General features: G+C 69.7%; 19 protein-coding genes. 5 read left to right on the top strand and 14 right to left on the bottom strand.

All coding sequences use genetic code 11. The features are described 5' to 3' along the window. Positions 1-7: 7 nt before the first annotated feature. The 6 genes from hemC to QHF89_RS28395 all read right to left on the bottom strand — a co-directional run bounded on the left by hemC (position 8) and on the right by QHF89_RS28395 (position 5313). A complete protein-coding gene (gene hemC / locus QHF89_RS28370; RefSeq protein ID WP_136968304.1) occupies positions 8-904 on the bottom strand; it encodes a hydroxymethylbilane synthase in 897 nt (298 codons plus the stop codon). Next, a complete protein-coding gene (gene hemA / locus QHF89_RS28375; protein WP_284721034.1) occupies positions 901-2388 on the bottom strand; it encodes a glutamyl-tRNA reductase in 1488 nt (495 codons plus the stop codon). Before hemA ends, hemC begins: the two co-directional genes overlap by 4 nt. A gap of 7 nt (positions 2389-2395) precedes the next feature. Continuing rightward, the gene (locus QHF89_RS28380) at positions 2396-3268 is read right to left on the bottom strand and encodes a cytochrome C assembly family protein (RefSeq protein WP_136968303.1); all 873 of its coding nucleotides are present in this window, start codon (positions 3266-3268) and stop codon (positions 2396-2398) included. A 66-nt stretch (positions 3269-3334) separates the two neighbouring features. Then, positions 3335-3730 carry a hypothetical protein gene (locus tag QHF89_RS28385; protein WP_136932387.1) on the bottom strand — a complete coding sequence of 132 codons (396 nt, stop codon included), beginning with the start codon at positions 3728-3730 and terminating at the stop codon, positions 3335-3337. 66 nt (positions 3731-3796) lie between these two features. Further along, on the bottom strand, positions 3797-4624 hold the full coding sequence (gene pssA / locus QHF89_RS28390; RefSeq protein ID WP_136968302.1) for a CDP-diacylglycerol--serine O-phosphatidyltransferase: 828 nt from the start codon (positions 4622-4624) through the stop codon (positions 3797-3799). A 254-nt stretch (positions 4625-4878) separates the two neighbouring features. After that, entirely contained in the window at positions 4879-5313 is a 435-nt protein-coding gene (locus QHF89_RS28395) for a helix-turn-helix domain-containing protein (RefSeq protein WP_136968301.1), read from the bottom strand. Positions 5314-5616: 303 nt separating this feature from the next. On the opposite strand from QHF89_RS28395, the gene QHF89_RS28400 reads away from it, so the two are divergent. Then, positions 5617-6408, top strand: a complete 792-nt coding sequence (locus QHF89_RS28400) for an alpha/beta fold hydrolase (RefSeq protein WP_136968300.1) — start codon at positions 5617-5619, stop codon at positions 6406-6408. A gap of 9 nt (positions 6409-6417) precedes the next feature. Here the strand turns inward: QHF89_RS28400 and QHF89_RS28405 are convergent, their stop codons facing one another. Next, positions 6418-7956, bottom strand: a complete 1539-nt coding sequence (locus tag QHF89_RS28405; RefSeq protein WP_136968299.1) for an ATP-binding protein — start codon at positions 7954-7956, stop codon at positions 6418-6420. 332 nt (positions 7957-8288) lie between these two features. Here QHF89_RS28405 and QHF89_RS28410 point away from each other — a divergent pair, with 332 nt between their 5' ends. Continuing rightward, a complete protein-coding gene (locus tag QHF89_RS28410; protein ID WP_136968298.1) occupies positions 8289-9803 on the top strand; it encodes a HEAT repeat domain-containing protein in 1515 nt (504 codons plus the stop codon). Here QHF89_RS28410 and QHF89_RS28415 read toward each other — a convergent pair. From QHF89_RS28415 to QHF89_RS28430, 4 genes are read right to left on the bottom strand one after another with little or no spacing between them, the layout of a single operon-like run. After that, positions 9795-10862 carry a hypothetical protein gene (locus QHF89_RS28415; protein ID WP_136968297.1) on the bottom strand — a complete coding sequence of 356 codons (1068 nt, stop codon included), beginning with the start codon at positions 10860-10862 and terminating at the stop codon, positions 9795-9797. The genes QHF89_RS28410 and QHF89_RS28415 overlap by 9 nt on opposite strands. Then, positions 10862-11695, bottom strand: a complete 834-nt coding sequence (locus tag QHF89_RS28420) for an ABC transporter permease subunit (protein ID WP_136968296.1) — start codon at positions 11693-11695, stop codon at positions 10862-10864. Before QHF89_RS28420 ends, QHF89_RS28415 begins: the two co-directional genes overlap by 1 nt. Further along, on the bottom strand, positions 11692-12621 hold the full coding sequence (locus QHF89_RS28425) for an ABC transporter ATP-binding protein (protein WP_284721035.1): 930 nt from the start codon (positions 12619-12621) through the stop codon (positions 11692-11694). The genes QHF89_RS28420 and QHF89_RS28425 overlap by 4 nt, the downstream gene beginning before the upstream one ends. A gap of 12 nt (positions 12622-12633) precedes the next feature. Further along, the gene (locus tag QHF89_RS28430) at positions 12634-16110 is read right to left on the bottom strand and encodes a CHAT domain-containing protein (protein WP_136968295.1); all 3477 of its coding nucleotides are present in this window, start codon (positions 16108-16110) and stop codon (positions 12634-12636) included. Between QHF89_RS28430 and QHF89_RS28435 the strand changes: the two genes are divergently transcribed. From QHF89_RS28435 to QHF89_RS28445, 3 genes are all read left to right on the top strand, one after another. After that, positions 16109-17053 (top strand): CE1 family esterase, encoded by a 945-nt coding sequence (locus QHF89_RS28435; protein WP_136968294.1) that lies wholly within the window; start codon positions 16109-16111, stop codon positions 17051-17053. The genes QHF89_RS28430 and QHF89_RS28435 overlap by 2 nt on opposite strands. 349 nt (positions 17054-17402) lie before the next feature. Next, positions 17403-18206 carry a GNAT family N-acetyltransferase gene (locus QHF89_RS28440; RefSeq protein ID WP_284721036.1) on the top strand — a complete coding sequence of 268 codons (804 nt, stop codon included), beginning with the start codon at positions 17403-17405 and terminating at the stop codon, positions 18204-18206. 19 nt (positions 18207-18225) lie between these two features. Further along, complete coding sequence (locus tag QHF89_RS28445; RefSeq protein ID WP_136968292.1) at positions 18226-18918, top strand: iron-containing redox enzyme family protein; 693 nt, start codon at positions 18226-18228, stop codon at positions 18916-18918. Here QHF89_RS28445 and QHF89_RS28450 read toward each other — a convergent pair. The 3 genes from QHF89_RS28450 to QHF89_RS28460 all read right to left on the bottom strand — a co-directional run bounded on the left by QHF89_RS28450 (position 18890) and on the right by QHF89_RS28460 (position 23530). Continuing rightward, positions 18890-19915, bottom strand: a complete 1026-nt coding sequence (locus tag QHF89_RS28450; RefSeq protein ID WP_284721037.1) for a LuxR C-terminal-related transcriptional regulator — start codon at positions 19913-19915, stop codon at positions 18890-18892. The two genes, QHF89_RS28445 and QHF89_RS28450, sit on opposite strands and share 29 nt — an antisense overlap. A gap of 73 nt (positions 19916-19988) precedes the next feature. Then, entirely contained in the window at positions 19989-21569 is a 1581-nt protein-coding gene (locus QHF89_RS28455) for a sigma 54-interacting transcriptional regulator (protein WP_284721038.1), read from the bottom strand. A gap of 527 nt (positions 21570-22096) precedes the next feature. Further along, positions 22097-23530, bottom strand: coding sequence for a peptidoglycan-binding domain-containing protein (locus QHF89_RS28460; RefSeq protein WP_136968289.1), 1434 nt, complete (start codon positions 23528-23530; stop codon positions 22097-22099). Between the last annotated feature and the right edge of the window lie 49 nt (positions 23531-23579).

Raw genomic sequence — 23579 nt, forward strand, 5'->3', positions numbered from 1 at the left:
AGCGCCCTCAGGCGCGGAGGAGCTCCTGCCCGAGATCCAGGCCGACACGCGTCGCCTCCGCCGCCGAGGGCCACGCGACGCGCCGCTCGCCCGTTCGCAACCGCGTCCCGTCGACCTCGGCGATCATCGCCCGAATCCAGAGCCCTTCGTCCGTGCGCACCGCGTGCGCCGCCACGGGCGTTCGACAATCGGCGCCGAGCGCGACCATCACCCCGCGCTCGGCGGCCACGCGCACGCTCGTCTCGGGATCGTCGAGCGGCGCGAGCGCGCGCCGCGTCTCCTCGTCGGCCTCGCGGCACTCGATCCCGAGCGCGCCTTGCCCGATCGCGGGCAGCATCACGGTGGGATCGAGGATCTCGGTCGCTCGTCGTTCGAGCCCGAGACGCTTGAGCCCCGCGAGCGCGAGCACGATCGCGTCCACCTGCCCCTCTTCGAGCTTGCGCAGCCGCGTGTCCACGTTCCCGCGCAGCGGCAAGATCCCGAGATCGGGCCGCGCCACGCCGATCGCCGCGGCGCGCCGGAGGCTCGACGTCCCCACGCGCGCGCCTGCGGGCAGCTCCGCGAGCGTCGCGCCCGTCCGCGTGATGAAAACGTCGCGCGGATCCTCGCGCCGCGGGACACACGAGATCACGAGCCCGTCGGGGATCACGGCAGGCACGTCCTTGTACGAGTGCACCGCGAAGTGAGCGCGGCCGTCGAGGAGCGCCTCTTCGAGCTCCTTCACGAAGAGCCCTTTGCCGCCGACTTCCTGGAGCGGACGATCGGTGATCTTGTCGCCCGACGTGACGACCTCGAGCTCGCCGACCTCGAGACCGGGCGAGACTTCGACGAGGGCGCGCGCGAAGGCGCGGGACTGGGCGAGCGCGAGGGCCGAACGTCGGGTGGCGAGTGTCAGGCGAGTCATCCGAGATCCTTTGCGCCCGCGACCTCGCGCGGGGAGGCCGAGGCCGAGGTCGAAGCGAGCGTCGCCGCGGCAGGCGTACCCGCAGTCGAAGCCTGCACCGTCGCGCGCGGGATGGACGACGACGGGCTCTGTGCCTTGCCGTTCGTGCCCGGAGTCGGCAGCGTGATCGCTCCGTCGATCGCGCTGCCGTCGCTGCCCCCCAAGGTGATCGCATCCAGGGCGATCGCCGACAGGTCGAAGAGATCGTGCACGGCCTCGACGTACCCCTCGGCGCGCGCATCGCCCGCGAGCTCCTTGAGGCGCGTCACCGGCGCGTGGAGCAGCTTGTTCGTCGCGGCGTCGACCATCACGAGCAGCGCTTCCTTCTCTGCGGCGCCGAGGTGCTTGAGGCGCCCGGCAAAACTCCGTTCGAGCTCGGCGAGCAGCACGGCGCGCGTCCGGTTGAAGAGCCCCACGATCGTCGGCGTGAGCTCTCGTTCGAGCGTCCAGTGCTCGAACGCGCGCGCCTCCTCCTCGACGATCGCCTCGGCGCGCGCCGCCTCCGCCGCCCGACCTTCGAGCGACTGCGCCACGATCTGCGAGAGATCGTCGACGTCGTAAAGGTACACGCCGTCGAGGTCGTTCACGGCGGGCTCGACATCACGCGGCACGGCGATGTCGATCAAGAACAGGCTCTTGCCGCGCCGCACCTTCCGCACGCGCTTGACGAGATCCACCGTGATCACGGGCGTCGGGCTCGACGTCGAGCCGATCCCGATGTCGACCTCGCCGAGCGTCCGTTCGAGCTCCTGCATCCCACGCGGCTCGCCGGACACCTCGTACGCGAGCACCTTCGCGCGCGCCGGGCTCCGGTTCAGCACGATGATCTTCGCGCCCGCCTTCGCGAGGAGCTTCGCCGCGGCCTCGGCCATCTCGCCCGCGCCCACGAGCGCGGCCTTGCGCCCCGTGAGATCGCCGAAGATCTCCTGCGCGAGATCCACGGCCACGCTCGACACCGACACTTGCCCTTCGCCGATCGCCGTCTCGCTCCGCGCGCGTTTGCCCACGCGAACCGCCCGCAGCATCGCCTTGCCGAGCGTCCGCCCGAGCGCCTTGCCTTCCCGCGCGAGCTCGATCGCGTCCTTGAGTTGTCCGAGGATCTGCGGCTCGCCCACGACGAGCGAGTCGAGCGACGAGGCCACGCGGAACAGGTGCCGCACCGCGTCGCCGCCCTCCTTGCGCCCGAGGTGCATCGTGACCGCATCTCCGCCGATCGCCGCGAGCGCGCCGATCGTCGCGCGGCTCGTCGCTTCGAGCGAACCTCCACGCGGCGGAGCGGCATACACCTCGACGCGGTTGCACGTGGAGAGCACCACGGCTTCCCCGATCGACCGATCCGCGAGGAGCCGCGCGTAGAGCGCGGGGAGCGCGTCGCGCTGCACGGCGAGCCGCTCGCGCACCGCGATCGGCGCTGTCTTGTGGGAGAGGCCAACGACGACGATCACGCCCGCCCTAGCCTCCGAGCCTCGGCGAGCCGAGCTCGACCACGGGCCGCACGAGGTAGATCACGAGCACCGCGGCCACGCAGCAGAACCCCGCGATCGTCCCGTACGCCGCCCGCCTGCCACGCCACCCCGCCGCCGCGCGCAGGAGCAGCACGGCCGCGATCACGAGCCACGTCGTGTACCCCAGCACGGCCCGCAGGATCTCCTCGAAGGAGCCGGTCTCCAGGCCCTTCGCCCAGATCGTGCCCGTCAGCACGCCGAGCGTGAGCAGCGGGAAGCCTGCGACGAGGAAGCGGTGCACGGCCTGATCGAGAACCTCGAGCGGCGGCAGGTTGCCGATCCGCAGGCGGTCCGTGCGCTTCCTTTTCAGGCGCTTTTCCTGGACGAGGTAGAGCATCGCCGCGCCGCCCGCGAGCAGGAACAGCGCCGTCCCTGCGAGGTTCGCGAGCACGTGCAGCGCGAGGAAGACGGGGCTCAGCGAGTGCGCCGGCCCCGGCTGCCCGAGGAAATACGTGCCGAGCACGAAAACGAGCCCGAGCGGCGCGAGCAAGACGCCGATCGCGTCGATGCGGACCCAGCGCCGCGCCGGCAGGTACACCGCAATCGCCAGGATGGACGCCATGGAGAGCGAGAAATGCACCGAGTTGACCGGGCACACGCGCGCGACGAGGCTCGCGAACGTCACGTACGCGAGGTGAAACGCCGCGGCCACGCCGAGGCTCGTCGCGGCAAACGAGGTGCGCCGCGGCGGCGGCACGGAGCCGATCGACGCGGTCATCCGCGTCTCCTTGCGGGCGATGTCGAGGAAAAAGAGGGCGCTCGCGGCTCCGTAGAGCAACACGGCCACGAAGAAGGTCCCCGTGGAGAGAGCGCGCGTCATGGCGGGAGAAGGTAGCGCGTCTTGGGTGCGGCGGCAGGCCGATGCGCGCGGGGACCTATCGAATCGTCAGAGCTTCGTCGCGAGGAAGGCCGCGAGCAGATCCTCGTCGGTCGTCAGGTTCCGGGTCTGCGATGGAGGCCCGACGCGCTGGTGATCGGCGAACGTCCCGATCGGCGCGCCCACGAACCCCGGCACGACGTCGTACGCGTTGTCTCCGAGGATCATCGAGGTCTCCAGGATCTCGGCGCCGAGCTCGGCGAGGAAGGCCTTCGACTTCACCTTGCCGAGCAGCTCGTGGCTGTCGGGCGAGCCGCTGACCTCGCTCATGACACGAATCGCCTCGATGATGCGGTATTTTCGCCCCTCGCTCTTGATCGTCAGCTCGTCGTTCCTGAGGTCGACTCTGTCCTCGACCAGCCACTCGTCGAGCGCGACCTGCGGGAAAAATACGCGATTCTTCATGGACGGCGCGCAGTCTACATGGTTCGGCCCTGCCGCAAAGTCAAAGCCGTTCCGAACAGCCCAGGTTCAGGCCGACGCCGCGGGCGGGGGCTGGTTCGAGTCACCGGCGAGCAGACTCGCGCGGAGCCGCCGGGGCAGGTGCCACAAGGACTCCAGGATCCCCATCGTCACGTAACAGCCGAGCAGCCACACCAGCACGAACGCCGGCTGCATCTTCAGGGACACGGCCACGGACGAACCCACCATGAACGCGGCGAGCAGGGCCGTCCCCGCGTTGAGCTTCACGTCCTTGAAGGAGCGGAACCGGATCGTCGACACCATCAGCATCGACAAACCGATCGTCACGCCGAGCATCAGCACGGTGTACTCGGCGCGCCCGAGCAGCCCGCCGGCCGCGTGGCTCGCCACGACGAGCGAGACGAGGATGCCCGCGGCGCCCGGGATCGGCAGGCCCACGATGTACTTCGACGGCTTCGAGGGTTTGCCGTCGTCGCCGGTCGAGAGCACGTTGAACCGCGCGAGCCGGATCGCCCCGCATGCCGTGAACAGGAACGACGCCACGAGCCCGAGCGTGCCGAGCCGGTGCAGCGTCCACTGGTAGAGCAGGAGCGACGGCGCCACGCCGAACGACACCACGTCGGCGAGCGAGTCGATCTGAAGACCAAACGCGCTCTGCGTCTTCGTCGCCCGCGCGACGCGACCGTCGAGCGTGTCGAAGAACATCGCGAAGACGATGAGCAACGCGGCGCGGTAGAAGTCCGCCTCGCCTTGCGCCGTCGCCGAGGTCCGGATGCTGTCGAAGCCGCAGAAGATGCTCGTCAGCGTGATCAGGTTCGGCAGCAAGAAGAGTGTCTTCTTGAGTTCGAATTTCCGCAGCCGGATGCCCTTCCCCATCGTCCCTCTCCTCCAGCGCATGAGGACGTCGAGCGTAACGACGCAACGCGTGAAGACGCAAGCAAAGCCCAAGGATCGGACGCAGATCGTCCGATCCTTGGAAGCGCGTTACGCACCACGCGCTCGCGCGTGGATGGAAGTGGATACGGCGCTTCGCACCCGGACGACACGAAGGTCGATCGCTTGACGAAGAGCTGCACCGCCGGATCGTCCGTGGGCGAACCGATCCGTTTGACCAGCAACGAAATGCCGACCTACGACGAGCGCTTCTTCTTGCGCGCCTTCGCGGGCGCGCTCTTCCGCTTGGCGGCCTTCTTCGGCGGAGGCACCGCAGCCGCGGGCTCCTTCGCGGACTCGAGCGGCGCCATGTCCTTGAGGATGTCCTTGAGCAGCTTGCGGATCGTCCCACGCCCAAGGTAACGCGTCAGGTCGACGAGCTTCTGGCGATCGCCCTGCTCGGGGAACGTGAGGAGGTCGAGCACGTCGACCTCCAGCCGCTCCGCGAGGACCCTCAGCGTGTGGATCGTGGGCCTCGCGAGCCCTCGCTCCAGGTTCGACAGATGCCCCTTCGATCCGAGCTCGCTCTCGAAGGCGAGCTTCTCCATCGTGAGGCCCTGCTCCTCGCGGAGCTGCTTGATGCGGATTCCAACCTGGAGGGCGAACGGATCGGGCTCGCGTCGTCGCGGCATGTGGGCACGGTACCCAAAGTCGCGCACGGACTGGTTTTCCTAGACAAACTTCCGCAGAGGCCCCGAAAGCCGCCCCGTACGTGACGATCCGCCCGCCCTTTTCCGCGGCTTTTGACGGCGAAGGCGCGCCCGAGGACCGGCCTCGCGCATCGATTGGGAAAGCGCGAACGAGCCGGAGGACCGTGAGGCTTCCGGCCAGACAGGGATCGGACACGACGCGAAGTCGGTGGTTTCGGACGGACCGGTTCAGGCTCTTCCCGAGGAGGGCGCGGGTCCGGATCGCGGCGATCGAGGAGGGGACGGATGCTGTCGGTCGATGTGGCGCACGGGGTCGATGCAGGGATGTTCGTCCGGGATTATCACCCGTCCGCGCGGGGCACCCCGCTCGTGTACCTGCACGGGCTCGCAGGACACGGGCTCGTGTTCGAGGCGGTCGCGCTGCACGCGCGGCTCGCCGCGCACCGGCACGTCGTGCCCGATCTGCCGGGGCACGGGCGCAGCGTCCCAGCCCCGCGGCCCGCGCCGCTCACGGCGTTCGCCGATCACTTCGCGCGGTGGCTCGCGGGCCGCTTCGGCGAGCGCGTGGCCCTCGTCGGGCACGGCCTCGGCGGGACGATCGCCGCGCTCATTGCCGAGCGCCACCCAGGCCTCGTCCGCGCCCTCGTGGACATCGACGGCCCGAAGACCGTGGACGACTGCACGAGCCTCCGCCCCGCCGCGGAGCTGACCCTCACCGATCTCGGAGGCCCGGGCATCAACGCGCTGCGCGACGCAGTGAGGCGTGCAGCGCGTGGAGCGACGACGGCCGAAGACCCGGGCCGCGTCCCCTGCGACGCGCGCTTGCTTCACGCGTGGGGCCGCGAGCTCGTGTCGCTCGCCGAAGAAGGCTCGCTCGCGTGGAAGCTCGCTCGTTTGTCCGTGCCCGCGCTCTTCGTCACGGGCAGCCGCGGCGGGATCTCGCCGCGCTCGCTCTCGCGCCTCGCCGACGCGCGCGTCGTCGTCGCGGAGATGCCCAACGCAGGACCCTCGCCCTTCCTGGAACGACCGCACGAGTTCGCCGCGATCCTCAGCGACTTTCTGCGCTTCCGATCGTGACGACGCGGCTCACGCCCGGACGAGCACGACCTCGCGCCCGGCCGGCGTCTTCTCCTTCGCAGCGCCGAGCCGCTGCGAGACGGGCGAGACGCCCTTGCGCCGGTCGAACACCACGAGCCAGCCGTTCTCGATCCCGAGCCGCGCGAGCGCCTCGTCGACCTGCGAGAGCCCCTCGGGGATCGGATCCGGATCGCGGTCGCGACGCACCTTCACGACGAGCGCGACCGCGGCTCCTCCCTGCCGGATGCACACGTCCATGCGGCCGCGGCCGATGGCGTAGACCCGCTCGATGAGGCCGCCGCTCTTCACGACGCGGTTCAAGAACGCCGTGAGCACGAGCGGCGAGAGCTCGCCATAGGGCGCGCTGGAGAAGAGCGCGTCGCCGTGCCGCCGCCAGAAGTCGAGGAACGCTTCGAGCAGCCGGTCCGTGTCGAGTCGTCCATCGGGGCCGACCCACGCCGGCTGTCCGACCGGGAACACCGATCGCACGGCGCCCGGCAAGAGCCTCGCGACGAGCGCGTGGAAGATCGGGTTCGCCAGCGCGATCGTCCCGTCGGGCATGCGCCGGACGAGACCGAGATCGATGCCGCCCCGCAGGTCCTCGGCCGGCGGCTCGCGTTGCGACTCGGCGAGGATCTGCTCGAGCGCCGCCCTGAGCTTTCCGTCGCGCATGCGATCGCTGATCTCGTCGAGCAGGCCGCCGCGACGATCGAGGAGGAGATCCTTCGCTCGCTCGATGTCCACCGCCGTCAGCGGGCCCTTGCGACCATCGGCGCCGTCAGCGATCCGCTGCGCGAGCGCGTTCACGAGAAACGGATGTCCCTGGGTGAGCTCGTGGGCGCGCTCTACGGCGCCGGGCAAGAGCTCGAGCCCGGTCCGCTCTTCCAGCCCTTGGAGGAGCGTCGCCACCTCGCTGCGCGAAAAACCCTGAAGCGTGAGCACTTCGGCGTCGAGGCCGGTCGAGCTCGCGGGGGCGCGGGAGCTCGGAGGCGCCTGGCCTGCCTCGAGCTCGCGGGGCTCGCGCACCGAGGCGAAGCCGATCGACCAGGGGAAGGCGCGCGGACGGCGTAGCTTGCCGGCGCGGATCTGCCGGACGAGCGAGCTCCGCACATCACGTGACAAGGAGTCGAGGCCGTCGAGCAGGATGACGAGCGGCCGCGGCGCCTCCTGGGCGAACGCCGAGAGCGCCGCGCCGATGCGGTTTCCCTGGGGCGCGTCGGGCCATCGCGGGACCGAGACGTCGGCGGGCAGGTAGGCGGCGAGGTCGTATCGCCACGAGTCGAGCATCGCGAGCTCGGCCGCGTCGATGCTCGTCAGCGCGGCGCCGGGCTCCAGCGAGAGCACCGCAGCGACGTACTTGCCCTCCCGGTTCAGCGCGGCGGCGAGGTCGAGCAGCGCGGTCGTTTTGCCGGTCTGCCTGGGAGCGTGAAGGATGAAATAACTGCCCTGCTCGATGATTTCCCGGACGCCGGGGACACGGGACAGCGCGGGGACCGTGTGGTGGCGCGCCGGATCGTTCGGGCCAGCCGTGTTGAAGCGGCGGGACATGCGCAGAGGATCCCAGGGCGAGCATGGGGCGTCAAGCGAACCCAGGTCGAGCCCGTGTCGTGCACCTCGCATGCGCGCGTGATCGGTTCGCGTGTCGTCGCGCACCGTGGTACGCATGAACGTCGAGCCCGGCCCGAGGCCCAGGTGCTCCCGGCATGGCGCTCCGGTGACCACACGCGCCTCCTGTGTTCGACGTCTCCTCCCTGTGCTGGACCTCCCTTGACGAGGTCGGCGAACGTCTCCTCCCCTGGCTCGACCTCCCGGGTTGCGCAGGCCTCCGCGCCGCGCGTCTCCTCTCGTTCCTCGCGCCGCGGTCGCTCGCCCCCGCGTTGATGCGAATCGCGACCGATCCCGCGCGTCCCTGCGGGCATCGCATCTACGCGCTCCGCGCCCTCGCGCGGGCCTCGGTCGGTTTGCCCGACGAAACCCTCGCGCGCTTGCTCGACGAGGTCTTCGCGGACGAACCCGAGACGCCGCTCGCGCGCGGCGCTGACTACGTCACGACGCCGTCACTCATCGAGATCCTCCCCTTTGCGAAGAGCGGCCCACGCAGGGCGGACCTGCGCGCGCGCCTCGAACGGGCGAGCCCTGAGGCGCGGCGCGGGTGGCTCAGGTCGATGAGCTTCCTCGTGGACAAACCTTGCGAGGAGCTCGAAGCCTGGCTCGTCGCGCGCTGGCGCGAAGACGTCGCGCGAAGGTCCCCCGACGAGGACGACGCCGCCCTCGCGTTTTCCTTGGCCGACACGCACCCGGACGCGCTCGACGTGCTCGCGGCGTACCGGCGCACAGGCCCCCGGGACGCCGAGCTTTTCGAGGACATTCGCCGCTCGCCGGATCTCGCTGATCTCCTCGGCGACGAAATCCGCGCCGAATCGGCCGCGGCCCTCGTCCTTCCGCGACGGGAGCTGTTGCGATTCTCGAGCGCCGCGGAGATCCGCAAGGCTGTGCGAAAAGCCGTCCTCGACCATAACTTCGCCCTCCGCTGCCCCATCGAAAAACCGCGGGTCCATCACCGCTATCGTGGAGCCCTCGCTTTCCTGGAGGAGGACGAAGAAGGCCCCGCGCTCGCGGCCGATCTGCTCGCCCGCGCGCGCCTCCACGAAACGATACGCGCCGACCTCGGCCTCGTCCTTCATCGACGAAAGAGGCGCATCTCGGTCGCGTATCTCGAACGGCGCGGCTCCGCCCCTGAAAACCTCGACCTCGCCCGCGTGCTCCTCCGCGATATCGCGAAAAACCCCGATACGCGCGACAGGTCCGCGCTCCTCGCCGCGCTCCATTTCCCGGATCCCGAGGCCCGCTTCCTCGCCCTCGACGTGCTCGACGCCGTCGCCGAGGACGGCCCCACCCTCCAAACCGCGCTCGAAAGCCTCGCCGAGGATCCCGATCCCTTCGTTCGCCTCCGCGTGATCGGCGCACGCGCGCGCCGCGGCCACGCCTCGCAGGTACAAGCCCTCGCCGAAGCCGCGCAATCCTCCGCCGACGTAAAACTGCGCGCCGAAGCGCTCCAGCTCCTCGGAAGAATCGACGAGGCCCGGGAGCATGGTGCCCTTTTCGAGCGAGCGCTCCTCGAAGATCACGCCGGGGAAGAGCTCGACCACACGCCGGCCGCCGAGCAAGCCGCCATCGCCCTCGGCTGCGTCTTCGGCCCGGATGCCGCGACGGCGCTCCTTCGCGGCCACCTGCTCGCCCCGAACGACGCCGCGCGGGGCGCCGTCGAGGCTGCGCTCTCCGTGGCGCTCGCCGAAATGGAAGGCGCGCCCCTGACGGCCTCCGTGCGACGCCAGGAAATCACCATCCGCGGCGGCGAACGGTGCACCTCCTGGTCGCCCTTCCCTTCACTGTGAGGATGACGGCGCCGCGTCCCGCTTCCGGCACGGCCCCATTTGCTTGAGCACCTCGAGCGGCAGCGCCACGTCCACCGTGAATCGCCCGTCCCGCGGCTTGATCGTCGCGTAATCGAGCAGATCCCGCAGCCGATCGTCGCCCTGGTCCTCGGCGCCCGCACGGGCCAGGCTCAGGGCCGCGCCCATCGATTTCGCCAGGTCCGTCACGTCGTCCGTGTTCGAACCATTCACGTCCGCCACGATGGCCACGTCCTCCGACGTATCCACGTGCAGATCCACGCGATCGATCGCGGCCCGGATCCGCGCCGCGATCTCGCCCTGCTCCTCCGGCAACATGTCCGCGAGCTCCTCGGGCGAGAGCACCCCGTAAATGTCGCCGTAGGCCGACCAATCCGGGATCGGCGGCGCCTGTGGCGGCGACTTCGATTCGAGCCGCGCGATCGCCGCTTCGATCTCCTTCACGTCCACCCCGGCGAGGACGAGCTCGTCCCCCCACGTCGCGAACACCGAGCGGCCCTCCGTGTCCTCCCAGATCGCGCCCTTTTCACCGAACGTGCGCTTCGGCCAGCCGGACTTGTCGAACCGCCCCGCGCCCTGCGCGACCGACAAGACCGCCACCTTGCTCGACGACATCGCGATTCGCTCGACGTCCTGCAAGAGGTCGATCCCGAATCGCTCCTTGAAATCGTCCCGCCCTCGCCCGCGGCGCTTGTTCTCGGCTTGCTCCTCCAGCATGCAATCGAGCCAGATCTGCCCGATCGGCGACTCCTTCAGCGCCGCGACCTCGAACACCACCGAACTCTTTCCCTTCTCCACCGGCAGCGCCACGAGCAGCGGGTCTCGCTTTCGCTGAATGCCCTCGTCCTCCCCCGGACGTGGGGCCGCCGGCGGCAAGGTCCTTCGTTTCCGGTTGCGCTCTTCCTCCCAGTCCCTCGGGTGCCGCGGGAACTCGGCCTTGAGCACACGCTCCGGCTTTTTGGGTTTGTCCCCCCGCGACATCAAGAACGCCGAGAGCCCGAGGAGGGCGACGAATGCGACGAGCCATGCCACCCGTCTCATCAGAAATCCTTCCGTTCGAAGAGGTGAATGCCGAGCGAGAGCGCCGCGAGGCCAAAGACCACGAGCCCCAAAAGCATGCTCGTCAGCGCGGCGGGGTCCACGGGCTCGGAGCCCGCGATCTCCCCGGCCGAACGCGCGAGCGACGAGACCCGCGGGAGGAACAGGGTCAGCCCCCGAAATACCGTGCGCGAGATCCCCGAATCGAAAAATTCCGCAATCCGCTCCCGCTCTCCGGCCACGATCCCGAGCAGCACGAGCGCGCCCCCGGACGCCGCCGAGAGCGCCGCGCTCCGGGCTGCAATCGCCACCGTCAGCATCGCGCCGTAAATCGCGGAAAACGTCACACTGGCGAGCAACGCCGAGACGATGAGCCGCCCCGAAAACACGCCCGTCTTCACCCCGAAGATCAAGACGAGCCCGCCCGCGCCATACAGCGCCCCGAGCAACGCGAGCGCGAGCACGCCGAGGAACGTGCCCACGACGAGCTCGAAGCGCCGCACCGGGAGCGATAGAAGGTGCTCGATCCGCCCCGGCGCGAGCAAGCTCGGGCCGAAATCGGCGCACGCGACCACGCCGAACAGGAGGCCGCCGTAAAAGATGAGGTACGACGACGCCACGAACGCCGGCCGGAGCGCCACGTCCGCCGCGCGGATCTGCGTGTTCATGGATTTGCCGAAGAGCCGCGTCGCCGCGAGCGCCCCGTCCACGACGTCCATCCGCAAGGACAAACCCATCACCACGAGCATCAGGGTGATCCCCAGGCCGAGCGCGAGGAACCAGCGCCGCGACGCCGCCTCGCGCAGGAGATCCCTGGCCACGACAAACGATTTCACGCGTGTCCCTGCTCCCGTCCCTGGCCGAGCGCCTCCGCCAACACGTCCTCGAGATCCCGCACGTCGTGCGTGAGCCCCACGAGCCGCGCCCCCGTGCGCCGGGCTTGATCCAAGAGATCGTTCAATGCCGTAGGATCAGACGCATCCACGACGAACACGCCCTCGCCGTCGCCGGGCCGAAAGCCGAGCGGCGTGAGCGCCGCGCTATCGAAGGGAGGGGCCAACCGCACGCGATACCGCGTCTCGCTCCCGCAAAGCGCCTCGATCGGCCCTTCCCGGAGGAGTCGCCCGCCCGAGAGAATGCCGATCCGATCGCAGACGCGCTCCGTCTCCGAGAGAAGGTGCGAATTCAGAAACAACGTCGCGCCCCGCGCCCGCTCCTCCGCGAGGATCCGCCGGATCTCGGCCCGGCCGAGCGGATCGACGCCGTCCGTCGGCTCGTCGAGCACGAGGAGCATCGGCCCGCCGAGCAGCGCCGCCGCGAGCCCGAGCCGCTGCCGCATTCCCTTGGAAAACCCCCCGATGCGCCGCCCCTCTTCCCCCGACAAACCCACCCGCCCGATCTGCCGCCGCACCTCGTCGTCGGCCCGCGGGAGCCCTTTCAGCCGCGCCACGCTCGCCAAAAATTGCACGGGCGTGAACGCGTGCGGCAAAAAGAGGCGCTCGGGCAAATATCCGACCTGCGCGCGCGCCGTCGGATCCTCTGGATCCTTGCCGAGAACCCGCACGACGCCCGCGCTCGGCCGCACGACGCCGAGCAGCGACTTGATGAACGTGGTCTTTCCCGCGCCATTGAGCCCGATCAGCCCAAACGCCGCGCCCTCGTCCACCGAGAGATCGAGCCCCGCGAGCGCCTCCCGTCCCGCGCCCCGTGGCCATCCCCCGCCGTACGTCTTGCGCAGCCCCCGGGCCTCGATGGCCAGCATGGCGAGACCCTATCACCGATGCCGGCGCCGCGCGACGAGCGCGAGGAGCCCGAACATCCCCACGAGCCCGAGCGGCTCCTCCCCCGTCGATGCAGGCAACGTGCACGAGCACCCCCGCGGACCGGGCTGCACGGGCATGACCCGCGGCGCTTCGTGTGGCGTTCGCCGGTCGCCCACGACGTCGACGCCCATCGGCGAGGGATCGCCGAACACGCCGAAGCTCGCCCAGAAGTATGGATGCGACGTGGGCGCGTCGGCGAGCATCGCGAGCTGCACGTCCCGGAGCGCGGGGCTCCGACCGCTGCCCTTCGTGACGCGCTGGTAATAGGCCACCATGAGCCGCTGCGTCTCCTCGTCCGCGACCTTCCACAAGCTCGCGACGAGCGACTCGGCGCCGGCCACGAAAAGCGCGCGCCGCAAGCCGTACACGCCCTCGCCGCGCTGCACGTCGCCGAGGCCCGTCTCGCACGCCGAGAGCACGACGAGCTTGGTGCCCCAAAGATCAAGCGAGCTCGCCTCGAGCGCCGTGAGGATCCCGTCCTCGCCGCCCCCGCCCTTCCTCGCGTTCGCCCCCGCGAGCGCGAGCCCCGATCGCAGCAGCGGATCGTCCGGCAGCCAGTCCGGCGCCGCTTCGAGCTCGAGCCCACGCTCGCCTGGCTCGGCCGCGCGCGCGGCGATGCCCTTCGCCGACAGGAAAAACCCGTGCGTCGCCACGTGTACGATCCGCGGGGCCTGCGCTTTCTTCAGGATCGACTCCGTCGCCTCCAGGTCCACGTGCACCACGGCGCCGGGCAGGATCGGGGCGAGCGCGCGCGCCTCGGCCGCCGTCGCCGGCAGCGGCTCGAAAAACGCCTTGTCGAGGCCCCGCGATTTCGCGTCGGGTTTGTCCTCGAGCGCAGCGAGCGCGCTCTCCCCTTGCTCGCGCCGCCCGAACGCCGGGTTCGCCACCACGACCGCGCCTTGCCGCGACGGCGCGGTGCGCGCGAGCCGCAGGAGATCCCGCCCGCTCGTGAGGTACGAGATCTCGTACCGCTCGACCAGGTACCGCCCGTCCTCGTCGACGAGCGCCGCGAACGGCACGAGCGAGAGCGCGCCGTCCGCCGCGATCATGAGCTTGGTTTTTCCCCCGAGGAGCGGCCGGATCTTGCGCATGACGAGCTCGTCGAGCGCACGCGCGGGCGGCTTCGGATCCTGGTCGAGCGACGACGTGAGCGTCTCGCGCAGCGCCTTCGTCGCCGCCTCGATCGGCGCGCTCTCGCCAAGATCGACGAACGCCACCTTCCCCGCGGCGTCGAGCACGTACGCCGCGACGCGCGGCGGCCCCTCGCGGCTCGGCAGGTCCACGTCGGCCGAGCGCCGCGGCACGTACACCGAGAGCTCCACGAGCGCCGTTCCCGCGGGCACAAGCGCTTGCACGCGCTCGATCGTGACGGGCGTCTCCTCGGCGCGGAACACGTCGCTCCGCCCGCCCATCTTCTCCTCGATCGACCGCGCCTTCTCCTCACGCTGCGCGAGCTCCGCTTTGAAATCGTCGAGCGGCGCGCCTGCGGGCCCTCGCATGGCGAGCCGCGCGACCTCGCTGCGCGCCGCCGCGAGCTCGTCCGCGAGCTTCGCCTCCTCGGGCCCGAGCTTGCGCCGCAGCGCCGCGAGCGAGCTCGCCATGACGTCGAGCACGCGCCCTTTGCGCTGGAAGATCGTGGTCAGCGCGAGCTTCCGCGCGTCCGCGTCCGCGGGCATCGTCCGCGCGTGCAGGCTCGTCAGGAAATCGGTCCCCACGCGCATCGTCGCCACGAACGCGCGCTTTTGCGCCTCGGATCCGCCGGCGATCACGAGCGCCGCCTGCCGCTCGCGGATCTCAGCCGCCCGCGTCGCGGCGCGCAGGGCCAGAGCGAGCTTGCCCGATTCCACGTACAATGCGGCGAGCCCTTCGAGCCCCGCGGCGACCTTTTCGTGCTCGGCGCCGAACGCCTTCTCGAAGATCCCGATCGCCCTTTTGGAGAGCCCTTCGGCCTCGCCCGCGTTCTTCTGCCGCCGCGCCAGATCCGCGAGATCGAGCAGCGACGACGCGACGAACGGGTGCTCCTTGCCGAACGTCTTTTCGCGCGCCGCGAGCGCTTCCTCGTGGAGCTTTTTCGCGCCCGCCGCATCGCCGCGCATCTCGCGGATGCGCCCGAGGATCGCCCGCGCCTCGGCGCGAGCCGGGTGCATGGGCGGGAGCAGCTCGTCGTCGATCGCGAGCGCGCGCGCCGCGTGGGCCTCGGCCTTGTCGAGCTTCTGCGCGCGTCGGTAGAGATCGGCGAGGTCCGCCGCGACCTCTGCCACGGACTTGGTTTTCGGCCCGTTCGTCTTCTCGTAATGGGCGAGCGTGCGCGAAAGCAGCACGTCGCCACGTGAAAAGTCTCCCTTCTGCGTCGCGATACGCCCGAAGATCCACTGCAAGACGACCCGCAAGTCCGGCGCGTCGCTTCCCTTTTCGGCGTTCTTGTCGAGGATCACCTGCGCGCGGGAGAGCCGCGGCTCGGCCTGGTCGTAGGCGCCCGTCTCCACGTCGAGCACGGCGCGCAGCACGAGCACGCCGGCGTACGCGAGGCTCGCTTCCCCCGCGTTTTCCTTCGTGATGGCCACGATCTCGTCGAGGACGATCTGCGCGCCCGGATAGTCCTGCAGCGCCATCCGCGTCTGCGCGAGCTCGGCCATCTCGTCCGTGGCGTTCGATCGAAATCCCCCCACGTCCGCCACGCGCTCGACAGCTTGCGCGCGCACCGGCTCGGCCCGCGTGTACCGGCCGGTGTCGTGGTACAACCGGCCGAGGTTCACGAGCAGATACGGATACGGTTGTCGATTGCGCGTGACGTTCTCGCAAATCTTGATCGCGCGGAGCAGCGCGGCCTCGGCCTCGTCGTAACGCCGGAGCGCCTTCAGCGGCTCCGCCATCGCCGCGATCGGCCCGATCGCGTCTTCCCCCTCCACGCCGCGGCTGCCCTTCACGGCGAGGGCGACCTCGCGCTCGAGCAGCGTGATGGCCCGCGCGTGCTCGCCCGCGGCGTGCAACGTCACCGCGAGCTCGTGCATCCGATAACGGATATCCGCGTCGTTGCTCGGATTCTTCTCGACGAGGGCGAGGACGCGCTCCCGATACGGCACGGCGCGCGCGTACTGCTTCTTCCCCTCGTGAATCTCCGCCATCTGGCGCACGCTCATCTTCGTCCAGACGCTCTCGGGCTCGATCTTCTCCCGGATCACGAGGGCCTTCTGTGCCGGCACGAGCGCCGCGTCGTATTGCTTCTTTTCGAGCAGCTTCTGGGCCTCGACGGCGAGCTCCTGCGACTCCTTCAGCGCCGCCTGCTGCGCGCTCGTGAGCGGGCCTTTCGCGGGCGCCGCGCTCGGCGCCGACGGCGGCGCGCCCAGGGCCGGCGCCGCGGCGAGCATCACCCCTGCGAGGAGGAACACCGAGGAGATCCGACGGAACGTGCGGTAAGCTCGCGCCATGACGCGCTTCTACCGCTCCCTCGTCTTCGCATCCATACCGTTCGTATTCGCCCTGGCCTGCTCCTCGAATCCCCCGGCGTCGAGCGGCACCGCGGGCTCGGGAGGCACCGGCGGCGCCGGGGGCACTGGCGGCGAGGATCCCGGCGAGCTCGTGGTCGGCGGCGATCGCCCCGTCACCGTCCACGTCCCGCCTGGCCTCGACCCGGCCAAACCCTCCCCGCTCGTAATCCTGCTGCACGGCTACAGCGCCTCCGGCCTCGTCCAGGAGCTCCTGTTTCAATTGAAACCCCAGGCCGACAAACACGGCTTTTTGTACGCGCACCCGGACGGCACGTTCGACACGAGCTCGAAGCGCTTCTGGAACGCGACGGACGCCTGTTGCGATTTCGGCGGCGTGGGCGTCGACGACGTCGCCTACCTCTCGGGCCTCGTCACCGAGATCGGTGAGCATTACAAGGTCGATTCGAAGCGCGTGTATTTCGTGGGCCATTCCAATGGCGGCTTCATGTCACACCGGATGGCCTGCGACCGCTCGGATCTCGTCGCCGGCATCGCGAGCCTCGCGGGCGCGACGTGGAACGATCCGGCGAAATGCGCGGCCGAAAAACCCGTCGCGGTGCTGCAAATCCACGGCACGGCGGACGACACCGTCCCCTACGACGGCGAGTCGATCATGGGCGTAAGTATCCCGGGCGCCGTGGCGACGACCGAGCAATGGGCCCAGAAGAACGGCTGCGCGCTCACGCCGTCCATGGGCGAAGCGCTCGACCTCGACGCCACGATCGACGGCGCCGAAACGAGCGTCTCACAATACACGACGGGCTGCAAGGCAGGCGGCGCGGCGGAGCTCTGGACGATCGACGGCGGGACCCACGTCCCGGGCCTCGGGGCGAATTTCGCGCCGAAGGTCGTGGAGTGGCTCCTCTCGCACCCGAAACCGTGATCGCCCAGGGCCGACGGGCAGCCCCGGTCGCGCCGCGCATCAAGCGTCCGTCTCGGTCGAGCCTTCCGATCGCTCCGCGTTTCGCTCCGCGCTTCGTTGCGCGATCGCGCAGCGCGCGTCTGCACAAGTTGAGCAAGCCGCGTGCGAACGGCAGCCCCCAGGGTGCTGCATGCGCCCGGATCCACCCCGCCCACATTTCTCGACGCTCACTGCATCCATCCGGATCCACCGCGCGCGTCTTCCCTGCGGTTCGGCCCGAAAATCGGCCCACCGACGTCGGGCACGTCGCCTGCAATCAGGCCCCTCTCGACGACCGAGCCGAAATTCGCTCGCGCCGCCGGAGGACATCATGCCAGACATCCGTTGCATCATCGCCGAAACCCAAAGACACCTCGACGACGCCGTCCGCGTTCGTTTCGACGTCTTCGCCCGCGAACTCGGTTACCTCGACACGAAAGACCACGCGGTCCCCCGCGAGCTCGATCCCTTCGATACCCTCCCCACGACCCTCCACCTCATCACCTACGACGGCGACCTCGCCGTCGGCACCCTCCGCCTCCTCCTGCCGAACCCCGAGATCGCCACCACGAACGGCACCTCGTTTGGCCTCTCCGTCGAGTCACAATTCGACCTCGCGCCCCTCGCCGCCGCCGGGCTCCGCCTCGCCGAAACCTCGCGTTATTGCGTCCTCGCCACCCACAGACACTCCATGGCCGTCGCCGAGCTCCACGCGGCCGCCGTCCACCTGAGCCGGCTCCTCGGCATTGGCCACTGGATTGCCACGGCAAACACCGAAACCGACGGCATCGAAGACGCTCGCCTCATCGAGCACGTCGCCCGCGAGCGCGGGTTCGTCCGGAACGACCTATCCCTCGCCCCGCGCTTCCCGCTGCCCGCCCCCACCCCGCCGAAGCGGCCCTTCTACGACGACCACGGCCGCACGGCAGCGACCACCGCCCCCGCGCGATCCCGCCTCCCCCGCACCCTCGACCTGTACACGCGCCGCATGCGCGCCCGCTTCGTGGGTCCGCCCGTCTACGACACGCGCTTCCACATGTGCGCCCTCCCCCTCCTCGCCGACGTCGCCGAGCAACGCACCGTCCGGCGCGCGAAACCCCCCGTCTTCCCCACGCCGGGCTCGATCGCCGCCTGAACGAAAGGAGCCGCGGACCATGAACACCCTCGTCGAAACCCTCGATACCACCGTCGCAGACCTGCTCTCGGCCCTCGACGCGCACCCCGCCGCCCGCCGCCTGCTCGCAGGTGACCTCGACACGGACGAATACGCCGGCTTCCTCGGACAAACCTATCTCTACGTCCGCCAAACCCGCCCCTTGCTGCGCCGCGCCGGCGAGCGGCTCGTGCGCGCGGGCAAGGCCCTCGATTTGGGGCGGCTCTTCTTGCAAAAGGCCGACGAGGAGCAGGGGCACGATCTCTGGGTGCTCGAAGACCTCGCCGCCATCGGCCGCGCGCAGAGCCCCGCCGCCGCGCCGCGCCCCTGCTCGGCCGTCGCCGCCTACATCACGTGGAACCAGTTTCAGGTCGAGGCCGGCTCGCCCCTCGCCTTCCTCGGCACGGCCTACATCCTCGAAGCCCTCTCCCAGGCCCGCGCCGGCACCACGGCCGCGCACCTCGTCGCGCGGCGACGCATCCCCGGCATCGAGCGCGGCGTCCGCTTCCTCCGCGGCCACGCCGACGCCGACGAGGAGCACACCTGCGTCCTGCGTGGCCTCTTCGCGCGCCTCGAAGTCGAAGGCGACCGCCGCGCCATCACGTTGTCCGCGGCCGTGACGGCGGCGCTTTATCTGGGGATGTTCGCGGGGGACACGTCGGCGATCAACGCTGCCGCCACGCCATATGAATGAGCGCGGCGCGGTTCGGGATGCCGAGTTTGTCGAAGATGCGTGAAAAATGCTTCTTCACCGTGAGCTCCGTGATGGAGAGCTCGGAGGCGATGAGCGCGTTGTCCCAGCACACGCGCTCCGCCACCTTGATCTCCGCGCTGCTCAGGATCCGCAGCCACGGCAGGGGGATGGGCACGAGCTGCGGGACCTCCTCGAGCAGCATCACGAAGGAGGCGCCCACGCCGCCCGGGAGCCTCTGGATGGAGACCTTCAGGTCGGCGAGCGCGCCGCCCCGCCAGTAAGGCTCGCGCGGCGTGTACGGATCCTTCACCATCCACGTGACGCGGTCGGCGAGCTGCGTGGGGAGCCCGCCCGGGTCGAGCTCGGTCGGCTTGAACCAGGCCCGCAGCATCTTCTCCGCGCTCGACGTCCGCGCGACCTCCGCCCCCGACGCGTTGAACACGATGGCCTCGTGCCCGATGCCGGCGAGCACCCCGTCGAGCAGCGACGCGCGCTGGGCCATCGACCCGAAGAGGCGGCAGTTTTTCACGGCGTTCGTGAAATGCCGGGAGAGCTTCTGCAGGATCGCGCGCTCGTGATCGGAGAATGCGATCCGCTTGTCCCGGTAAAGGATGAGCCCCCCATGCCAGGAAGGATCGTCGCGGAGCATGACGGCCATCACGTGCTCGAGCTGCATGCCGATGTCGCGGCAGTGGTTGTAGAGGAAGCTGCGCTCCATCGACGCGCGCGAGAGCATCTCGGTGTCGCGCAGCACCTCGTTCGGCTGCTCGGCCACGGCGATCCGGACGAAGTCGTGCGGGACCATCTCCGCGTATCCCTGGAAAAACCTCTCGGGCATCTCGGCGACCGCCCAGTCGTAGACGGCGTGCCCCTCGGGCCGGCTCACGCAGAGCGCCCCGTGATCCGCGGGCACGAGCTGCGAGAGCAGGCCGTACGCGTGGCCGAGCACCTCGTGCAAATCGAGCGATCCGCCGAGCTCGGCGACGAGATCCAGCATGAGGCCCTGCTCATGCTCGGTGAGACTGGAACGCCCCCTCATGCGGTCATGATGAACCCGAACGGACCGCCGTTCAACGCCCGCCTTCGTCCCGGCGCTTCGGTCCGTGCCCGTTTTGCGGGCCGAACCCCTCGGTCCAGCCACGCGCTTCCGACGATGCCAGCGGATGTTTTCGATACCATTGGTAGAGCCCGTGCCCCGCCGCCGACGCAGATGCAGGCGCAGGCAAAGGCGCGGGGACCGGCGGCGGCGCGAGCGTGGGCGCAGGCGAGGCCCCGCCCCCGCCGCCCTCGGCCCCGCCTCCCTCCTCGCTCGATCGGATCCCGTGCTTTCGCATCACCCGCTGCACGAACGCCCGCCCCACGCCCGCGATCTTTGCAGCCTGCGATACGTTGAATCCCGTCTCTCGCAGCGCGCGCTCCACATAGGCTCGTTTGTAGGCCGTTTCCACGTGCGCCAGCCCCACGTGCAAAGGCAGCTCGAGGTTCACCGGCAGCACCGACGGCACCGACATCGGCCCCGCGGTCTCCGGCTCCTCTGCGGCCCAAGGCGGCTCGGCGAGCCCGAGCGAGAGCATCATCTCCACCTTGTTTCGGAGCTCCCGCACGTTCCCCGGCCAGGGACGCGGGTGCGCCTTCATGCGCTCGAGCACCTCGTTCGGGAGCAGCGCCGGCGCGTCCTTTCGCCCCTGCCATTCCTTCTCGAAATGGCGCACGAGCAGGGGGATGTCGTCGAGCCGCTCCCGCAGCGGCGGCATCCGCACCGGCACGACGGCGAGCCGGTAATAGAGATCCTCGCGGAACCTGCCCCGCTCGACCTCGGCCGCCAGCGATCGGTTCGTCGCGGCCACGATCCGCACGTCGGCACGCCGCGGCTCGTTCTCGCCGATCCGCGTGATCGTGCGCGTCTCCAGGGCTCGGAGCAGCTTCGGCTGCAGCTCCAGGGGCAGCTCTCCGATCTCGTCGAGGAAAAGCGTCCCGCCGTGCGCGGCCTCGAACCTCCCCACGCGGTGCTCGGTCGCGCCCGTGAACCCTCCGCGGCGGTGCCCGAAGAGCTCGCTCTCCAGCACGCCTGCGCCGACCGACGAACAATCGAAGACCATGAACGGACCACTCGCCCGCTTGCTCTTGGCGTGAATCGCCGCGGCCACGAGCTCCTTGCCCGTCCCGGTCTCTCCTTCGACCAGCACCGTCGCGTGGGTCCCCGCGATCTTCTCGAGCAACGCGAAGAGCCGCCGCATCGGCACGCTCGCGCCGACGAGGCGCCCGAAGTGCGTGCTGGACGAGAGCGGCAACGTCACGACGTCGCGGAGCATTTGCAGCCGCAGGGCCGAGGCGCCGAGCCCGATCGTCGAGTCGGGCCGGGCGTAGGCGTCGCGGATCCGAACGCCGTCGACGGTCGTGCCATTGCGGCTGCTCGTGTCGAGCACGCGCAGGAGGTCTCCCTCGATACGAAGGAGCAGGTGATGCCTGCTCACGGTCGGATCTTCGAGAACGAGCTCACAATCTTTCCCGCTCCCGACCCGCACCTCCGGCCCCATGACTTCGGTGACGATCCCTGCCATGGGCCCTCGGCTCACCTCGACGCGAATCTTGTGCGTCCGGAGCTCGAGCCCCCGATCGGCTTCCATGGTCCAGGTATTCCAATCCTTCATGAGGACCATTTGTAGCCGGGCCGTCAAAATGGGACAAATATCGAGCAAGCCGGCGTCCGTCTTGCTGATATAGCAAGTTGGATTACTCAATCACTACGACGAAAGTAGTACGAAGACGAAGGGCGTACGAGCCGTAATCCCTTGTGGGCCGAGCGAGGGACGACGCGCTGAGCGTGGCCGCGGATACGGCAATACGGATCACCAGACGGCTACTACCAAAGTGGTATGAAGCCGAAGGATGCACCGTCCGTAATCCCTTGTGGGGTGAGCGAGGAGCAACGCTCCGACCGTAGCCGAGGACACGGCAATACGGATTACCAGACGGCTACTACCAAAGTGGTATGAAGCCGAAGGATGCACGGTCCGTAATCCCTTGTGGGGTGAGCGAGGAGCAACGCTCCGACCGGGCTGGGGGATACGGCAATACGGATCACCAGACAGCTACTACCAAAGTGGTATGAAGCTGCGACGCGGGTGAGCCGTACCCCTTGATGAGAGGTCGACGGGGGCGTCGAGACCTGCGCCGGTCAGCCGCGGACCGTGGCACCGAATACGTTTTCGAGGAAGTCGGCGTACTTCATCCGGACACGGCCTCCGCCTTCAGGCATCGCCACGCGGGGCGGTTTGTCACCGCCCTCGTCTTTGCCCCACGGGTTTCGAAGGACGATGGACGCGGGTTTGCCGTCCTTGCCCGCTTCGAGCCACTCGACCGAGAGCCAGTGGTACGTCTTGAACTCCAGGATCACCGGCACCCGCTCGCCGCGCGCCGCCGACGTCGCCACGAGCCCCGCGATCTCGTCCTTGGGACGCGAGAGCTTGGACACGCTCGTATAGGTCCCACCCTGGATGGCTTGATACAAACTGGTGAAGCCATACACGGCCATCTGGCTGTTGCCTCGTACGGCCGCCCAGAACGTGTCGTTGTCCTCGGGGTTGTCGTAATCGAAGAGCCAGCTCATCGCCGAGGCGTGGTTCATGATCGCCGACTGGAAGAGCCGGTCGAGGTCCACGCGCCCCGAGTCGTCCCGCGCGATCGCGCTGCGCGGCATCTCGAGCTTCTTGCCGGATCGAAGCGTGACCGCGCGCGCCTCGCGGGTGATGCCGTCGACGAGCCGCACGAACTCGGCCGGATCCCCCCGGAGCACCACATACTCCATCACGCCGGCGCCACACGTCCCGTGCCCGCGCCCCTGCTGCACCCGGAGGGGGTTGTCCACGTGACGGACCACCTGCCCGAGCAAGAGCTCCGGCTCGATCCCCGCCTCCAGCAAAAGCGCCGGGTTGCGCGGCGTCTGCGCGAACGTGGCGAGGTTCGGCAAGAGCGACCCTTCGTGCAGGCGCCCCGCCGCGAGCAGCCGCTCGAGCGCCGCGTTCGCCGGCGCGTCGTCGCCGATCGACCGGCGAACGGCGTCGAACTGCCCGGCCCGATCCGCAGGCAGCGGCCCCTTCGCCTTCGTGCCGGTGCGATCCTGACCTGGCGGCGGTGAATCCGGATCCGCCACCGCCCCCGCGCCCGGCCCCCGGAGCGCGGCCGCGTCGTCGAAATAGCCCTGATCCTGCCGCGAAGGCCCGCCCGCCGCCACCTGCGCCGCGCCCGCGGGCTTCGGAGGCGCGCCCCCGACCGCCGCGGCCATGGCGTCGTGCAGCCGACCCTTGCGCCGGGCCGCGAGGCGCCGATCGACGACCCCGAGCGTCGCCGCATCGAGCACGCCTGTCTCCGGCATCCCCGCCGCGGCTTGCTCGGCGGCGATCGCAGCGTGTGTCTTCGGTCCGAACGAGCCATCCGGAGTGAGAGACGCGCCGAGCTCGACGAGCGCCTTCTGGAGCACGATCACGCTCCCGCTCTTCGCCCCACGCGCGAGCGTCGCCTCGCCCATGGCCACGGCCGAGAGCATCGCATCCTCCGCGAGCTCGGGCGACAGAAGTGCCCCGCCCCCTTCGTTCGACTCGTTCTCGTTCATCCGCATCCTCCATCCGGCGCGCTTGCGGCCGCGCGAAGAGACTAGCAAA

The organism is Polyangium sorediatum (assembly GCF_029946465.1).
Lineage (GTDB): Bacteria > Myxococcota_A > Polyangia > Polyangiales > Polyangiaceae > Polyangium > Polyangium fumosum.

Excerpts from the sequence above, each read along its gene's own strand:
- hemC (WP_136968304.1), bottom strand. The coding sequence starts at position 904 with ATGACTCGCCTGACACTCGCCACCCGACGTTCGGCCCTCGCGCTCGCC.
- QHF89_RS28380 (WP_136968303.1), bottom strand. The coding sequence starts at position 3,268 with ATGACGCGCGCTCTCTCCACGGGGACCTTCTTCGTGGCCGTGTTGCTC.
- QHF89_RS28385 (WP_136932387.1), bottom strand. The coding sequence starts at position 3,730 with ATGAAGAATCGCGTATTTTTCCCGCAGGTCGCGCTCGACGAGTGGCTG.
- pssA (WP_136968302.1), bottom strand. The coding sequence starts at position 4,624 with ATGGGGAAGGGCATCCGGCTGCGGAAATTCGAACTCAAGAAGACACTC.
- QHF89_RS28395 (WP_136968301.1), bottom strand. The coding sequence starts at position 5,313 with ATGCCGCGACGACGCGAGCCCGATCCGTTCGCCCTCCAGGTTGGAATC.
- QHF89_RS28400 (WP_136968300.1), top strand. The coding sequence starts at position 5,617 with ATGCTGTCGGTCGATGTGGCGCACGGGGTCGATGCAGGGATGTTCGTC.
- QHF89_RS28405 (WP_136968299.1), bottom strand. The coding sequence starts at position 7,956 with ATGTCCCGCCGCTTCAACACGGCTGGCCCGAACGATCCGGCGCGCCAC.
- QHF89_RS28410 (WP_136968298.1), top strand. The coding sequence starts at position 8,289 with ATGCGAATCGCGACCGATCCCGCGCGTCCCTGCGGGCATCGCATCTAC.
- QHF89_RS28415 (WP_136968297.1), bottom strand. The coding sequence starts at position 10,862 with ATGAGACGGGTGGCATGGCTCGTCGCATTCGTCGCCCTCCTCGGGCTC.
- QHF89_RS28425 (WP_284721035.1), bottom strand. The coding sequence starts at position 12,621 with ATGCTGGCCATCGAGGCCCGGGGGCTGCGCAAGACGTACGGCGGGGGA.
- QHF89_RS28435 (WP_136968294.1), top strand. The coding sequence starts at position 16,109 with ATGACGCGCTTCTACCGCTCCCTCGTCTTCGCATCCATACCGTTCGTA.
- QHF89_RS28430 (WP_136968295.1), bottom strand. The coding sequence starts at position 16,110 with ATGGCGCGAGCTTACCGCACGTTCCGTCGGATCTCCTCGGTGTTCCTC.
- QHF89_RS28440 (WP_284721036.1), top strand. The coding sequence starts at position 17,403 with ATGCCAGACATCCGTTGCATCATCGCCGAAACCCAAAGACACCTCGAC.
- QHF89_RS28445 (WP_136968292.1), top strand. The coding sequence starts at position 18,226 with ATGAACACCCTCGTCGAAACCCTCGATACCACCGTCGCAGACCTGCTC.
- QHF89_RS28450 (WP_284721037.1), bottom strand. The coding sequence starts at position 19,915 with ATGCTGGATCTCGTCGCCGAGCTCGGCGGATCGCTCGATTTGCACGAG.
- QHF89_RS28455 (WP_284721038.1), bottom strand. The coding sequence starts at position 21,569 with ATGAAGGATTGGAATACCTGGACCATGGAAGCCGATCGGGGGCTCGAG.
- QHF89_RS28460 (WP_136968289.1), bottom strand. The coding sequence starts at position 23,530 with ATGAACGAGAACGAGTCGAACGAAGGGGGCGGGGCACTTCTGTCGCCC.